Consider the following 14,350-nt stretch of genomic DNA (forward strand, 5'->3'; position numbering starts at 1 on the left):
TCGTTTAGGTGTTGTCATCGGAATGCCTCGATTCGTTTTTCCTCAGATTATACCTGAATTTTTAGTTTTCAGACAGTCCCTAGTCTTATAATATAGAGATATTAAAGCGGTAATAGCAGGACTGACGGAATTGAAACGGCGTTGGTCTCCTTGGGCAAAAATGCTATACTAACTTCAGAGTTTAACGTTAGGGGTCACGCACATGCAGGTATTAAAGATTTTTGAATTGTTTCTTTTACAACCGCTAGTTTGGTTAGGATTGCTGCGTAGTTATTTAACCGCTAAACGGCGGGTGAAGAGTGAACGGCAGCATTTTCAGAGTGCTATCAACCCACAATTAGTTGAAGTCCACCACTTTTTAGTGGATGGCTGTTTACTAGGAGTTCTAATGACAATTATTAGCTTGGCATTGGGATTAGTGGTGGCCCCCATCTGGGTGGTTATATACGAAGTAGTGGCGGCCATTAGCTTGATCATTATTCCTGGTGCACTGGTACCAGTGACCGCTTTTGGCCTCAGCTGGTTAGTTTATTGGATTATGAGCCCGGAATTAACGACGGTGGGGGGCGCTTTACAACGGCACGGTGTTGCCATGACCAGTATGAGTGGCAATTTGGTGGTGAACGGACTATTGTTATTAGCCATCGTGCTGGCGGCTACGGCGGTCTTGTTACGACACTATGATTATGAGGGCCGTTCACCGCAACTACAGCCCGACCAACGTGGAAAGCGACTTGTTCGTTACCAGTGGCAACAATTGTTGGTCTTACCAGTTGGGGTACTGGTCCCCGGTGATTGGTTACACGCAACTATCAGTTGGTGGCCTGTGTTTATGGTTGGCGAGCGCTCCTTCAGCATTTTATTGTTGCCTTTATTAGTTGGGACGAGTGTTCGCGTTTATAAGCAGCTGCCACAAATTGCATGGCGGCAGTTAGCGGCCCGCTATGGTTGGGTAACACTCGCGAGTGTTTTGGTTGCAATCATTGCCCGTTTTGCAGTGCTCAGCCCGCAGTGGTTGCTAGCATTGATGGGATTAATCGTTGTGCTAACTTGGGGAATCTTAGCACAGCACCGTTATTATGATCGACACCAACAGTTTCGATATTCTGATACTGAACAAGGTGTGCGGGTGATTGGGTTACGCCCCCACACGCCCGCGGATAAATTAAATCTCGATTTAGGAGATATTATCTTGGAATGTAACCGGCAACCAGTTAATACGGAAGCTGAATTTTACGCGGCCCTACTGAAAAGTCCGACGTATGTTCACCTCAAAGTGCGCAATCGGCAACAGGAATTAATTATTACCGAAACGGCGATCTATAATGGCGCCCCACACGAGTTAGGAATTGTGTTATTCACTGATCAGGAGGATTAATGACCATGGATAAGATTTTAGTGGTAGACGACGAACCAGCTATCGTCACGTTATTATCATATAACTTGAAGCAGGCGGGGTACGAAGTTGTGACGGCGACGGATGGTGCGGACGCGTTGTCATTAGGCCTGGCCCAATCATTTACATGTATTTTGTTAGATTTAATGTTGCCGAAACTCGATGGAATGGAAGTAACAAAAAAGTTACGACAAGAAAAGGTTCAGACGCCTATTATTATTGTGACGGCTAAAAATGATGAGTTTGATAAAGTGTTCGGCTTGGAATTAGGTGCGGACGATTATATAACCAAGCCGTTTTCACCCCGCGAAGTGCTCGCTCGGATCAAAGCAGTTATTCGGCGGACAACGCCGGACGAGCCCGTGACACCACCGGCACCCATGCCGCCTGCTAATCGTGCGGTAATGCTTGTTGGTGATTTACAGATTGATCAAAACAAATACCGAGTCGCGCGCAACGGGAAAAATATCAGCTTGACACCAAAGGAATTTGAATTACTTGTGTATTTTGTTGAACGAGAAGGTCGGGTTCTCAGTCGTGATGCGATTTTAAATCACGTCTGGGGCTACGACTATGCTAGTGAGACGCGGATCGTTGATATTCACATCTCACATTTACGTGAAAAGATTGAAGCAGATCCCAAGCAGCCACGGTTGATCAGGACGGTCCGGGGTTTTGGCTACGAATTTGTGGGTGACGGCCATGCATAATCGCTGGCAACAGACGACACGGTTATTGCTCATGGAAAATGTATTACTGGTTTTGATCGTGTTGGTCGTGTTGCAGCACTTTTCGCCAATTAAGTGGTCCTGGCGCCTAGTCGGTTGTTTAGTTGGTGCTTGGCTGGTTTTGGCAGTAATCGAGGGCTTGATCGCTTGGCGGCAACAAAGTGAACGGCAGCGCACGATCGACCGTATGGAAGCTAAGCTTCGTCAGATGAGTAGCCAGCAATTTCCACCACATATCTTATTGCCACAATCGGACCCCTTATACAGCCTAGCACAAGCGGTCAACCAGTTAGAGAGTTATCAAAAAAGTCAGACGCGCCGTGCGGAACTGCAAGAAAAAGAGTTAATGATGATTATGCGGTACTTGCCTGTGGGAGTGATGGTCATTGACCACCGGCGACAGGTTCAACTGTCTAATCCGGCGATGAGTGAACTATTGCAAGTCTCGGTTAATACGGTGGCCCACATTTATACCAAGGATATTCAGCTGTACGCGTTGACTAAATTGATTGAAGATACGATTACTAGTGGCAAAAATCAACGGGCAACGATTACGTTGACTCCAGCGCCTAGCACGCAGGTTGTCGAGGCTTCAACCGTTTATATCCAAGGCAATCGTTCACAATTTCAAATTGTCCTGATGTTGTATGATATCACTGAAGTCTATATGATTGAACAAATGCAGGATGATTTTGTCAGCAACGCTAGCCACGAGTTGAAGACGCCGATTACAGCCATTTCCGGTTTCACTGAAACGTTGTTAAGTGGTGCCAAGGATGATCCGGACACGCTTGACCAATTCTTGCATATTATTGCGGATGAAAGTCAACGGTTGATTGATCTCATTCAGGATGTTCTGTCGCTATCGCGAATTCGTGCTCAGAATACGACGATGTTAACCTTAGTTCCGCTTGCTGTTCGACCATTGATCGAACAGGAACTGGCTGTAGTTCAGCAGGCAATCGAACGTCAGCACTTAACGATCAATAACCAAGTCGATGCTGATCTAATGATAACGAGCGATTCACAGAAGTTGAGTCAGATCATCAAAAATCTGTTAACGAATGCAATCAAGTATAATCGACCTCATGGTAGCGTGACGATTGCCACCATGGTCAGTCATCAAACGTGGTCGCTGATAGTTAAAGATACGGGCATTGGTATCAGTGCCGATGATCAACAGCGTATTTTTGAACGCTTCTATCGGGCGAGTCCGTCACGTTCACAGCAACTTGTGAGTGGGACTGGACTCGGATTAGCGATTGTTCAAGAATTGGTCAACGCAATGCACGGAACAATCGACGTTGTCAGTCAACGGGGCGTTGGGACAACTATGACAGTTACATTGCCACTAGCTGCGAGTGCTTCCGAGCAGTAGTAAGGCGTTAAGCATACGGACAGTTCTGATTGTAACTGGTGGTCTATCAAATGATGACGTGGTGACGGTATGAGTTGCATTGCTGAGTCAAAAGATGTCATTAGTTGAGCATTGAATGTGTCGTAATTAAGCCAGACGAATTGATAACGATTTTTAAGGTAAATGTAAACCTTGAAAATCGTTTTTTTTGTGCACTTTTTTAATTTTCCTTTCATATTGGGGGCTAAAAGCCGGTAATAATTAAAAATATATCGACGTTTACACAATCTTTACAAAACTCATATAAAGCATTTACACAAACTTTGTATTATTGAATATGAGCAATGGGTAGGAGGTATATAGTTATGAGAAAAAGTCGGGTCATCCAATTAATCGTGTTAATCGCGATCATTGGACTAGTTGGATTAGGGTACACACATCGCGATCAAACTAGTGCCAGTGAATCAATTACCGCGGTTGGATCAACGGCCTTACAGCCACTGGTTGAAGCAGCCGGTGAACAATACAGCAGCAACCATACCGGTGTGTTTATCAATGTGCAGGGTGGTGGCTCTGGAACGGGACTCAGTCAAATTCAGGCGGGGGCCGTGGCAATCGGTAATTCTGATATTTTTGCCGAAGAACAGTCTGGCATTACAGCGAGCAAGTTAATTGATCACCGGGTAGCCGTCGTCGGTATTGCCCCCATCGTTAATAAAAAGGCGGGCATTACCAATTTGACGCAGCAGCAACTCATTCAGATTTTTACTGGCAAGGTCACGAATTGGCGTGAAGTTGGTGGACGTAATTTACCGATTACGTTAATTAACCGTGCTCAAGGCTCCGGAACCCGGAAGACATTTGAGCGATACGCCTTAAAGGGTAATCAGAGTGTTGATTCCCAAGAACAAGATTCGTCAGGATTAGCTCGGTCAATTGTTGCTAGTACACCTGGCGCAATTAGTTATGTGGCTTTTTCTTACTTAGACAACTCAGTCCAGACCGTCAATGTTGATGGTATTCGGCCAACCGAAAAAAATGTGCGGAATAATCGCTGGTACATCTGGTCCTACGAACATTTATATACGGGGAAGCACCCCAATCAGTTAACCAAAAAATTTATTGATTACATTTTATCAACCGCTGTTCAGCAGAAGTTAGTCAAGCAGTTAGGTTATATTTCGGTCCATGACATGCAAGTACAGCGGAATGCGGCCGGTAAAGTTTCAGTTATGAAATGAGGGAGAGCGCATGGATAAAATTCGAGAAAGCTTATTAAAAAAATCAGTTGCTAGTAAAATTGAACGGCGTGGTAAGGCCATTAGTCTAGTTTGTCTAGCGCTAATTGTCGGGATTGTCTTTTTGATTTTCTACTTTGTTGCATCACGGGGGTTAGCAACCTTTTTTCAAAATCACATTAATCTATGGCAATTTCTGAGTGGGACGCAGTGGAACCCCGGAACAGTCGGAACGAATGGACAACCAGCTGTGGGGGCACTACCGATGATTGTTGGATCGTTTTTGATTACGATTCTTTCGGCCTTCATTGCCACACCGTTTGCTATCGGGACGGCGGTCTTTATGACCGAAATTTCACCACGGCGGGGGGCGAAGATTCTCCGGCCAGTTACGGAACTATTAGTTGGTATTCCATCCGTAGTGTATGGATTTATCGGGCTACAAGTTGTCGTACCGTTTGTTCGTAATACGTTTGGGGGTAGTGGCTACGGGATTCTTTCTGGGACCTTTGTGCTATTTGTCATGATCTTACCGACCGTGACGTCAATGACGGCGGATGCGCTGAATTCGGTACCCCGTTATTACCGAGAAGCCTCGCTAGCTCTAGGGGCGACGCGCTGGCAAACAATTTATAAAGTCGTCCTGCGGGCAGCCATTCCTGGCATGCTGACTGCCGTCGTATTTGGGATGGCCCGCGCCTTTGGGGAAGCTCTGGCGGTCCAAATGGTGATTGGGAACGCGACGTTGTTGCCGCATAACCTAGTTTCACCAGCCGCAACTTTGACAAGTATCTTGACGATGGGAATCGGGAACACTGTCATGGGTTCATTACAAAATAATGCATTGTGGTCATTAGCCATGATCCTGTTATTGATGTCCTTAGTCTTTAACTTAGTCATTCGCTACATTGGTCGAAAGGGGAAATTAAACCATGAACGCTAAACGCATCGATAAAATTGCCACTGGCGTGCTATACGGCGTCGCAGCCTTTGTGGTCATCATCTTAGTTGCCCTATTGGGATACATTCTGATCCAAGGGGTGCCCAAAATTTCGTGGCATTTTTTAACGTCGCCGGCCCTGGCTTTTGAAGCGGGTGGTGGGATTGGCATTCAGTTGTTTAACTCCTTCTACTTACTATTTTTAGCGTTATTGATTTCATTACCGATTTCACTGGGTGCGGGGATCTATCTAAATGAATATGCGCCGCAAAATACGGTGACTGGCCTGATTCGGACGACCATTGAAATTCTGAGTTCATTGCCATCCGTAGTCGTGGGGCTGTTCGGATACTTGTTCTTTGTAGTGCAGTTCAAGTTAGGCTTCTCGATTCTTTCCGGGGCGTTTGCGCTGACCGTGTTTAACTTACCGATTTTAACCCGGAGTATTGAGGAAGCACTCGCCAATATCTCAGATAATCAACGGGAGGCCGGCTACGCGTTAGGGCTATCACGTTGGGAGACGGTGACGAAGATCGTGGTTCCCGCTGCCTTACCAAGCATTTTAACGGGGGTCGTCTTGAGTGCCGGGCGGATCTTTGGTGAAGCCGCAGCTTTAATCTACACTGCGGGTCAAAGTGCACCAGCCTTGGACTTTGGTAACTGGAATCCATTTGATATCAGTAGTCCACTCAGTCCACTACGTCCAGCCGAAACGTTGGCCGTTCATATTTGGAAGATCAACTCAGAAGGAATTATGCCGGACGCGAAAGCCGTTTCGGCGGGGGCTTCAGCCGTATTAATTATTGCGGTATTGCTCTTTAACTTCTTAGCTCGTTGGCTTGGCAAACGCTTGTACAAACACTTAACCGCTGAATAAAGGAGGCCGTTTTGATGGCAGATAACACAATGACGACGACACAACGTAACATCATGGCGTTTGATCCTAAAGATCATGAAATCGCGCTTTCAACTGAGGATTTACACGTCTTTTATGGTAAATCCGAGGCTATTTCAGAGGGCGATTTACAGTTTGAACGTTATAAGATTAGTGCGTTGATTGGCCCATCCGGTTCCGGAAAGTCAACCTACTTGCGTTCGCTAAACCGAATGAATGACCGTATTGCAACGGTTAAGGGCAAAATTATGTATCGCGGCTTAGATATTAACAGTAATGATATTGATGTCTATGAGATGCGCCGGCACATTGGCATGGTGTTTCAACGGCCTAATCCGTTTGCCAAATCAATCTATGAGAATATTGCTTTTGCACTCCGCCAGCGCGGAATGAACAAGAAACAAGACTTGGATGAAATTGTTGAACGGTCTTTACGGCAAGCGGCGATGTGGGACCAAGTTAAAGATGACTTAAATAAAAGTGCGTTAGCTCTGTCTGGCGGGCAGCAACAACGACTCTGTATTGCTCGGGCAATTGCAATCAAGCCAGACATTTTACTGCTCGATGAACCAGCGAGTGCTTTGGATCCAGTCTCGACAAGTCAAATTGAAGATACTTTGTTAGAACTAAAGCAGAATTATACCATTATTATTGTGACGCATAATATGCAACAAGCATCGCGAATTAGCGACTATACCGCGTTCTTTAACCTCGGCAAAGTCCTAGAATACTCAGAGACCGGTGAGATTTTTACCAATCCTCAGGTTGATCTGACGAATGACTATATTTCCGGAAACTTTGGATAGGAGGACCGTTCATGAGTACAATTTTAACGACCGAGAACTTATCATTATTTTATGGTAAAAAAGAGGCCCTCAAAGGAATTAACATTGATTTTGATGATAAAGGAATCACGGCTTTGATTGGGCCCTCTGGCTGTGGTAAATCCACCTTTTTACGTTGCTTGAACCGGATGAACGATCTGATTCCTAATGTAACGATCACGGGTGAGGTGAACTTCAATGGTCACAATATTTATGCGCCCACGACCGATACGGTTCAATTGCGTAAAGAGATCGGCATGGTGTTTCAACAGCCGAATCCCTTTCCATTCTCAATTTATGAGAATGTCATTTACGGGTTACGGTTGACAGGAGTCCATGATAAAGAACGCTTAGACGCGGCGGTAGAAAGAAGTCTGAAGCAGGCTGCAATTTGGGATGAAGTTAAGGACCGGTTGCATGCCAATGCGCTATCATTGTCTGGTGGGCAACAACAACGGGTTTGTATCGCACGCGTCCTAGCCGTCGAACCTGATATTATCCTTTTAGACGAGGCCACTAGTGCACTTGATCCGATATCGAGTCGGATGATTGAAGAAACCCTATTGAATTTGCGCCAGGATTACACTATCATAACTGTTACGCATAACATGCAACAGGCGTCACGAATTTCTGACCGAACGGCGTTTTTCCTGAATGGTGAATTAATTGAGGTCAACGACACGAAACAGATTTTCATGAATCCAGTTAAACAGGAAACCAATGACTATATTTCAGGACGATTTGGTTAGGAGGAAAAAAACATGCGACGACTTTTTGATGATGAACTAAACGATATTGATGCAAACTTCACTGAAATGGGAATGATGGTTAGCGAGACGATTGAAAAGGCAGTCAAGGCGTTTATCGACCATGACCGCGACCTCGCACAAGAAATCATTGATAATGATGCTAAAATCAACCAACGGGAAGTTGAACTAGAACAGAAATCATTTGAGATGATTGCGTTATACCAACCCGTCACTTCTGATTTGCGAGAAATTGTCACCATTTTGAAAGCCGTCTCTGAATTGGAACGGATGGCCGATTATGCACGTAATATTGCTCACGCTACGATTCGGGTCAAAGGAAATGTGCGCGTCCCTGAAATTGAGGCAGCGTTATCAGAAATGGGGAATCGCGTGCGAAAGATGGTCGAAGAGATGTTGGCAGCTTACGTCAAAAGTGATGATCAGGAAGCACGCCGGGTCGCAGCTAAAGACGCAAAAGTCGGGGAGATGTATGATCGTATTAATGAGAAGGGAATCTCCAAGATGGAGCGCCATCCTGAGACGGTCATCGGTTCCACGGATTACCTGAATGTTGCAACTTACCTAATGCGCATCGGGGCGTTAGTAACTAATATTGGTGAGTGGATCGTGTATTTGAATACTGGTGAGATTATCGAATTGAATCCAGAAAGTTCTAATTTAGTGTAACTAATCATAAATAATTGCTTAAAGCCGGTCGTCTAGTTTGCAACCGGCTTTTACAATTAGTAAGATATGGTTAGATAAACTGATAAGGAGCGTCTAACGATGAAATCAAATACAAAACAAAAGTTAACTAAATCTAATAATCGCGTTTTCGCCGGCGTCCTCGGGGGCATTGCTGAATATTTGAACTGGAATGCAACGATTCTACGAGTACTCTACGTTATTTTAACCTTGGTTACCCATGGCTTTGGTGTTTTGGTATACTTAGTATTAATGACAATTATCCCAAGTAAACCAGACAATACGGGTTTCTTCGAACAGATGCGGCAAAGTACCGGTACTCAAGCTAAACCGCAAGCGCATGGGCGCAAAGAGATTCATAACGTTCATGAAGAGGATGATCCGCGTCACTAAGATTAATGGAGTGATTATACAGTGGGCTTTTGGAAACGAATTTTAATCAATACAATCTTATTTATTGCGATTGCTGGCTTTTTTCAGAGCAGTTTTCACGTTGCAAGTGTGTGGATGGCTTTAATTGCCAGTTTTGTGCTTGCAATTTTAAACGCCGCTATTAAGCCGTTTTTGCTGTTATTATCGTTACCGATTACGTTATTGACACTCGGGCTATCCAGTATTGTCATCAATGGTTTTATGCTTCAGATGACATCCTACGTTGTGGGTAAGGCCAATTTCGGCTTTTCGAGTTTTGGCATGGCGATGGTTGTTTCGATTCTCATGTCAATTGCTAACGTGATTGTTTCCAACTTTTTCGCGAAAGACGGCGTTGATGGTGAATAAAGCGCTTTAAAGTGCTAAGATTAGAAGATAGAAATAATCCGTTTTCAGTCATAAAAGTGTGGCCGCTTGAAAGGGTAGCGTAATGGCGCGACTGGACAACGCGGGCCACACTTTTTTATTAGTGGAACAATTAGGAGGGATTCTTTTGGCAGGAAGTGTAACCGTTGCCGATTTGGTGAAAAATACGCGCCTGGATGTGTATCATGGCGCTGACTTATTAGAAAAGAAAGATATTACAACGAGCGACATTTCACGTCCGGGGCTGGCGTTGACCGGTTACTTCAACTACTATCCTCGTGAACGAGTGCAATTGCTAGGTAAAACTGAAACCGCTTATTCGAAAAATATGAGTCATGATGAACGACTGATGATTTTTCGTAAGATGTGTCAGTTAACCACACCCGCGTTCGTCATTTCAACGGGGTTACCCGTTCCAGAAGAACTCGTGCAAGCCGGTGAGGAAAATGGCGTGCCGATTTTAGGAACGAAAATGACATCATCACGGATTCTAAGTAATATGACGAATTACTTGGAAGGTAAATTAGCTGAACGACAATCTGTCCACGGGGTATTAGTTGACATCTATGGATTAGGTGTGCTGATTACTGGTGATTCCGGTGTTGGGAAGAGTGAAACGGCCCTGGAATTAGTCAAACGGGGGCATCGTTTGATTGCTGATGACCGGGTCGATGTCTATCAACAGGATGAACAAACGCTTGTCGGTGAAGCACCCGCAATCTTGAATCACTTATTGGAGATTCGAGGTATCGGAATTATTGATGTTATGAATCTTTTTGGCGCTGGGGCTGTTCGTCAAGATACCGACATTGACCTTATCGTGCACCTTGAGAATTGGACGCCGGATAAGCAATTTGATAGACTAGGAAATGGAGAACAGAACCGGAAATTCTTTGATGTTGAAGTTCCTGAAATCTCGATTCCAGTTAAGACTGGACGTAACCTAGCAATCATTATCGAAGCAGCGGCCATGAACTTTCGGGCCGAGAGCATGGGCTACGATGCGACCAAGGTCTTTGACGATAACTTGAACAAGTTGATCAAAACGAATTCCGTGCATGATTCTCACAAGTAATAAGGAGATGGCAGTAGCGTGAATACCGTTTTAGGGGCACTTAACCCAATTGCACTGCGGTTAGGACCAATTCAGGTCCATTGGTACGGCGTCATTATTGCTAGTGCCGTCGTCATTGCGGTTGCACTAGCAGTACGTGAAGGTCAGCGACGGGGTGTTCGGCCCGATGACATTTACGATATGATTTTATGGGCACTTCCGTTTACTTTAATTGCGGCGCGGACTTACTATGTGATTTTCCAGTGGTCATATTATCGTCAGAATCCCGGTGAAATCATCCGTATCTGGGATGGTGGAATTGCCATCTATGGTGGCTTGATTGGCGCCGGAATTGTGGTCATTTTATTCTGTCGGTCACGCTTTATCCCAACTTGGCTAATGCTTGATATTGCCGCACCAACGGTGATTATGGGCCAAGGTATTGGTCGCTGGGGTAACTTTATGAACCAGGAGGCTTTTGGTCGAGTGACTAGTCTGAGTTTCTTACAAGGCTTGCACTTACCTGATTGGCTGATTAACCAGATGCATATCCGTGGCGCGTATCGGCAACCAACATTCTTGTATGAGTCGGTATGGGATCTATTAGGATTTGCCTTACTGATGCTCACGCGTCATCGCACACATTGGTATAAGCAGGGTGATGTCTTCTTGACTTATGTTGCTTGGTACGCCTTTGGCCGCTTCTTCACAGAAGGGATGCGGACTGACTCGCTCATGCTATTTAACGTTATTCGGGTCTCACAAGCGTTGTCAGTGGTACTGTTCTTTGGTAGCATTGGCTTAATGATCTGGCGCCGGCATCACAATCCGAATAATCGTTGGTATTTAGCGGGTTCTGGTCAAAAGGTTGTCGCAGAAAATAAGTAGATTAGAGGGTTATTTGAATGATGAAAAAAATTGCCGTTTTAGGTGCTGGCTCATGGGGTAGCATTTTGGCAAATCTGTTGGATGAAAATGGCCACTCAGTGCGGCTCTGGTCGTACTCACCGGCCCAAGTCACAGAATTAAATAAGCAACACACGAATGAGCGATACGTTCCTGATTTTAAATATTCAGAAACGTTGACTGCTTATTCTAATCTAACACAGGCGATTGATGGTGCGGATGTAATCTTGTTTGTCGTACCAACCAAAGCGATTCGCGAAGTGGCCCAACAAGTGACTGCCGTGCTTGCCAAGACCCATCAGCGGCCGATTATTGTGCATGCTAGCAAGGGACTCGAACAAGAGACACACAAGCGGCTGTCGCAAGTTTTGGCAGAAGAAATTCCCACCGAATTACGACAAGCGATCGTTGTCTTATCGGGCCCTAGTCATGCTGAAGAAGTGGCCCGCCACGATATTACGTTGATTACGGCGGCTAGCGCCGATGAATCTGCAGCCGAATTAGTACAGCAACTCTTCATGAATGACTATTTCCGCATTTACACGAATACCGACGTGGTTGGTGTTGAACTAGGTGCGGCGCTCAAAAATATCATTGCCCTGGGTGCTGGTGCGCTACACGGCCTGGGCTATGGTGATGACGCCAAGGCAGCCTTAATGACTCGTGGTTTAGCTGAAATCAGTCGGCTCGGAGTGGCGTTGGGCGCAGAGCCGTTGACATTTATCGGTTTATCCGGTGTTGGCGATTTAATTGTTACGGCAACTAGTGTCCATTCGCGTAACTGGCGTGCTGGTAATGAGTTAGGTGCTGGTCAGGACCTCAAGACGGTGATTGATACCATGGGCATGGTTATTGAAGGTATCCCGTCAACTAAAGCCGCTTACGAGCTTGCACAGCAACAAAATATCGAAATGCCCATCACTGAAGCGATTTATGATGTATTATATAAGAGTGCCGACATTAAGGAAGTCATTCCACAATTGATGCGGCGCGAGGGGAAACCTGAGATTCAGTAGGAATTTCCAAACTAATTTCACTATTTTTAGGAGGATTTATCACATGTCAAAAGTTAGAAAAGCCGTTATCCCAGCGGCCGGATTAGGAACACGGTTTTTGCCTGCTACTAAGGCGATGCCTAAAGAAATGTTACCAATCGTTGATAAACCAACGATTCAGTTCATTGTTGACGAAGCTCGTAAATCGGGGATCGAAGACATTGTTATCGTCACGGGTAAGAGCAAGCGTAGTATTGAAGATTACTATGATTCTAACCCAGAATTAGAGGATAACTTACGGGCTAAGCACAAGGAAGAAATGCTCAAGCTGGTTCAAGAAACCACAGACATTAACTTGTACTTTATCCGGCAATCACACCCACGTGGTTTGGGCGATGCCGTTTTAACGGCTAAAGCTTTCGTTGGTGACGAACCTTTCGTCGTCATGCTTGGTGATGATTTAATGGAAGACAAAGTACCGTTAACCAAACAGTTAATGAATAGCTATGACAAGACACATGCGTCAACGTTAGCTGTTATGAAGGTTCCTCATGAGGAAGTTTCTAAGTATGGGGTTATCAATCCTGAAAGTGAAAAGGAACCGGGCCTATACAACGTTAATAACTTTGTTGAAAAGCCATCGCCTGAAGACGCGCCTAGTGATCTTGCTATCATTGGTCGTTACTTATTAACACCAGAAATTTTTGATGTTCTTGAAAACCAAAAACCTGGTAAGGGTGACGAAATTCAATTGACGGATGCCATTGATACGTTGAACAAGACTCAGCGGGTCTTTGCCCATGAATTTAAGGGGACTCGGCACGATGTTGGCTACAAGTTTGGCTACTTGAAGACGACGATCGAATACGGGTTAACTCATCCGGATGTTAAGGCTGACTTGCGGACTTACATCAAGGATCTTGGTGCTAAGTTATCTAAAGAAGATAGCGCCGCTCCTAAAACAACGAAGAAACCAACTAAATAATACTTGATTAATTAAAACAACCGTGAAATCTATTAAGATTTCACGGTTGTTTTTAGTTAACTGCTGAATAATTGCGATTCACTAATTAAGCTGGCACCTAGTGGTCGGCTTTTAATTTGAATAAATGGGGCTTGCCATAATAATAACCTTGGCGTAGTGAAATATTTAAGTCATTCGCCATTTGATCTTCGGCATCGTTTTCAACACCCTCTAGAATTAACCGGATATCATGTTGTACCGCAATGTCGCGCCAGAATTTTAATTGAATGGGAATCTCGTTTTCACGATCTTCGGCCCGAAAGTTTTGCATGGCGAATTTGATTTCTTCGGCCGATTCGAGTAGCGGTTTAATGTGGTCGTAAACGTTGATTCCCGTGCCAACGTCATCAATGCTAAATTGTAGGCCGTTAGCCTTGTACTTATCAATTTGTTGTTGCATCGCCGCCAGTGTAAACGTATCTTCACCGGGTTCTTCTGTGACTTCGACGATAACATGAACCGGGAATAGCTTTTTCTGAGCATCAATGACTGCGGCAGCAATATCATCATTTAAAAATTGCTTGCGATTAAAGTTAATTGATACTGACCCGATTTTTAATGCAAGCTCACTAGCCGTAGCCTTTAGTAAGCTGACTTGTACATCGATCGGAATATTATCGAAGCTTTCTGGTAAGGCCCACCGGTCCTGATCAGTCTCACGATAGCGAATCAGCATCTCGTAGCCAATCAGTGAATTATTAAATTTATCTAACTGGGGCTGAATAAAATAGCGGTACATAA

At 44.8% G+C, this 14,350-nt stretch carries 16 protein-coding genes; 15 read left to right on the forward strand and 1 reads right to left on the reverse strand.

What is annotated here, in order from left to right:
- Positions 1-202: 202 nt before the first annotated feature.
- From ACOV1R_RS05940 to galU, 15 genes are all read left to right on the forward strand, one after another.
- Positions 203-1,378 carry a hypothetical protein gene (locus ACOV1R_RS05940; RefSeq protein WP_003646075.1) on the forward strand — a complete coding sequence of 392 codons (1,176 nt, stop codon included), beginning with the start codon at positions 203-205 and terminating at the stop codon, positions 1,376-1,378.
- The gene (locus ACOV1R_RS05945) at positions 1,378-2,106 is read left to right on the forward strand and encodes a response regulator transcription factor (protein ID WP_003640997.1); all 729 of its coding nucleotides are present in this window, start codon (positions 1,378-1,380) and stop codon (positions 2,104-2,106) included. Before ACOV1R_RS05940 ends, ACOV1R_RS05945 begins: the two co-directional genes overlap by 1 nt.
- Positions 2,099-3,502: a two-component system histidine kinase PnpS gene (gene pnpS, locus ACOV1R_RS05950; protein WP_054519061.1), complete on the forward strand. Its 1,404-nt coding sequence runs from the start codon at positions 2,099-2,101 to the stop codon at positions 3,500-3,502. Before ACOV1R_RS05945 ends, pnpS begins: the two co-directional genes overlap by 8 nt.
- 344 nt (positions 3,503-3,846) lie before the next feature.
- Complete coding sequence (locus ACOV1R_RS05955; RefSeq protein WP_003643954.1) at positions 3,847-4,722, forward strand: phosphate ABC transporter substrate-binding protein PstS family protein; 876 nt, start codon at positions 3,847-3,849, stop codon at positions 4,720-4,722.
- Positions 4,723-4,732: 10 nt separating this feature from the next.
- On the forward strand, positions 4,733-5,662 hold the full coding sequence (gene pstC, locus ACOV1R_RS05960) for a phosphate ABC transporter permease subunit PstC (protein WP_003641000.1): 930 nt from the start codon (positions 4,733-4,735) through the stop codon (positions 5,660-5,662).
- Entirely contained in the window at positions 5,652-6,536 is an 885-nt protein-coding gene (gene pstA, locus ACOV1R_RS05965; protein ID WP_003641001.1) for a phosphate ABC transporter permease PstA, read from the forward strand. The genes pstC and pstA overlap by 11 nt, the downstream gene beginning before the upstream one ends.
- Positions 6,537-6,550: 14 nt before the next feature.
- Positions 6,551-7,360: a phosphate ABC transporter ATP-binding protein PstB gene (gene pstB, locus ACOV1R_RS05970; RefSeq protein ID WP_003641002.1), complete on the forward strand. Its 810-nt coding sequence runs from the start codon at positions 6,551-6,553 to the stop codon at positions 7,358-7,360.
- Positions 7,361-7,371: 11 nt separating this feature from the next.
- The gene (pstB, locus tag ACOV1R_RS05975; protein WP_003646079.1) at positions 7,372-8,127 is read left to right on the forward strand and encodes a phosphate ABC transporter ATP-binding protein PstB; all 756 of its coding nucleotides are present in this window, start codon (positions 7,372-7,374) and stop codon (positions 8,125-8,127) included.
- A 12-nt stretch (positions 8,128-8,139) separates the two neighbouring features.
- A complete protein-coding gene (gene phoU, locus ACOV1R_RS05980) occupies positions 8,140-8,814 on the forward strand; it encodes a phosphate signaling complex protein PhoU (RefSeq protein WP_003641004.1) in 675 nt (224 codons plus the stop codon).
- A 99-nt stretch (positions 8,815-8,913) separates the two neighbouring features.
- Positions 8,914-9,225 carry a PspC domain-containing protein gene (locus ACOV1R_RS05985; protein ID WP_003641005.1) on the forward strand — a complete coding sequence of 104 codons (312 nt, stop codon included), beginning with the start codon at positions 8,914-8,916 and terminating at the stop codon, positions 9,223-9,225.
- Between the two features lie 21 nt (positions 9,226-9,246).
- On the forward strand, positions 9,247-9,612 hold the full coding sequence (locus ACOV1R_RS05990; RefSeq protein ID WP_021357358.1) for a phage holin family protein: 366 nt from the start codon (positions 9,247-9,249) through the stop codon (positions 9,610-9,612).
- A gap of 145 nt (positions 9,613-9,757) precedes the next feature.
- Complete coding sequence (gene hprK / locus ACOV1R_RS05995; protein WP_003643956.1) at positions 9,758-10,705, forward strand: HPr(Ser) kinase/phosphatase; 948 nt, start codon at positions 9,758-9,760, stop codon at positions 10,703-10,705.
- An 18-nt stretch (positions 10,706-10,723) separates the two neighbouring features.
- The gene (lgt, locus tag ACOV1R_RS06000; protein WP_021357359.1) at positions 10,724-11,572 is read left to right on the forward strand and encodes a prolipoprotein diacylglyceryl transferase; all 849 of its coding nucleotides are present in this window, start codon (positions 10,724-10,726) and stop codon (positions 11,570-11,572) included.
- Between the two features lie 17 nt (positions 11,573-11,589).
- Entirely contained in the window at positions 11,590-12,606 is a 1,017-nt protein-coding gene (locus ACOV1R_RS06005; RefSeq protein WP_021357360.1) for an NAD(P)H-dependent glycerol-3-phosphate dehydrogenase, read from the forward strand.
- A gap of 43 nt (positions 12,607-12,649) precedes the next feature.
- Positions 12,650-13,570, forward strand: a complete 921-nt coding sequence (gene galU / locus ACOV1R_RS06010; protein ID WP_003641010.1) for a UTP--glucose-1-phosphate uridylyltransferase GalU — start codon at positions 12,650-12,652, stop codon at positions 13,568-13,570.
- A 97-nt stretch (positions 13,571-13,667) separates the two neighbouring features.
- On the opposite strand, the gene ACOV1R_RS06015 is transcribed toward galU, so the two are convergent.
- Positions 13,668-14,348 carry an EAL domain-containing protein gene (locus tag ACOV1R_RS06015; protein ID WP_128485080.1) on the reverse strand — a complete coding sequence of 227 codons (681 nt, stop codon included), beginning with the start codon at positions 14,346-14,348 and terminating at the stop codon, positions 13,668-13,670.
- Positions 14,349-14,350 lie beyond the last annotated feature (2 nt).

The sequence above is a fragment of the Lactiplantibacillus sp. YT640 genome (genome assembly GCF_049745435.1).
In the GTDB taxonomy this organism is placed as follows: Bacteria; Bacillota; Bacilli; order Lactobacillales; family Lactobacillaceae; genus Lactiplantibacillus; species Lactiplantibacillus plantarum.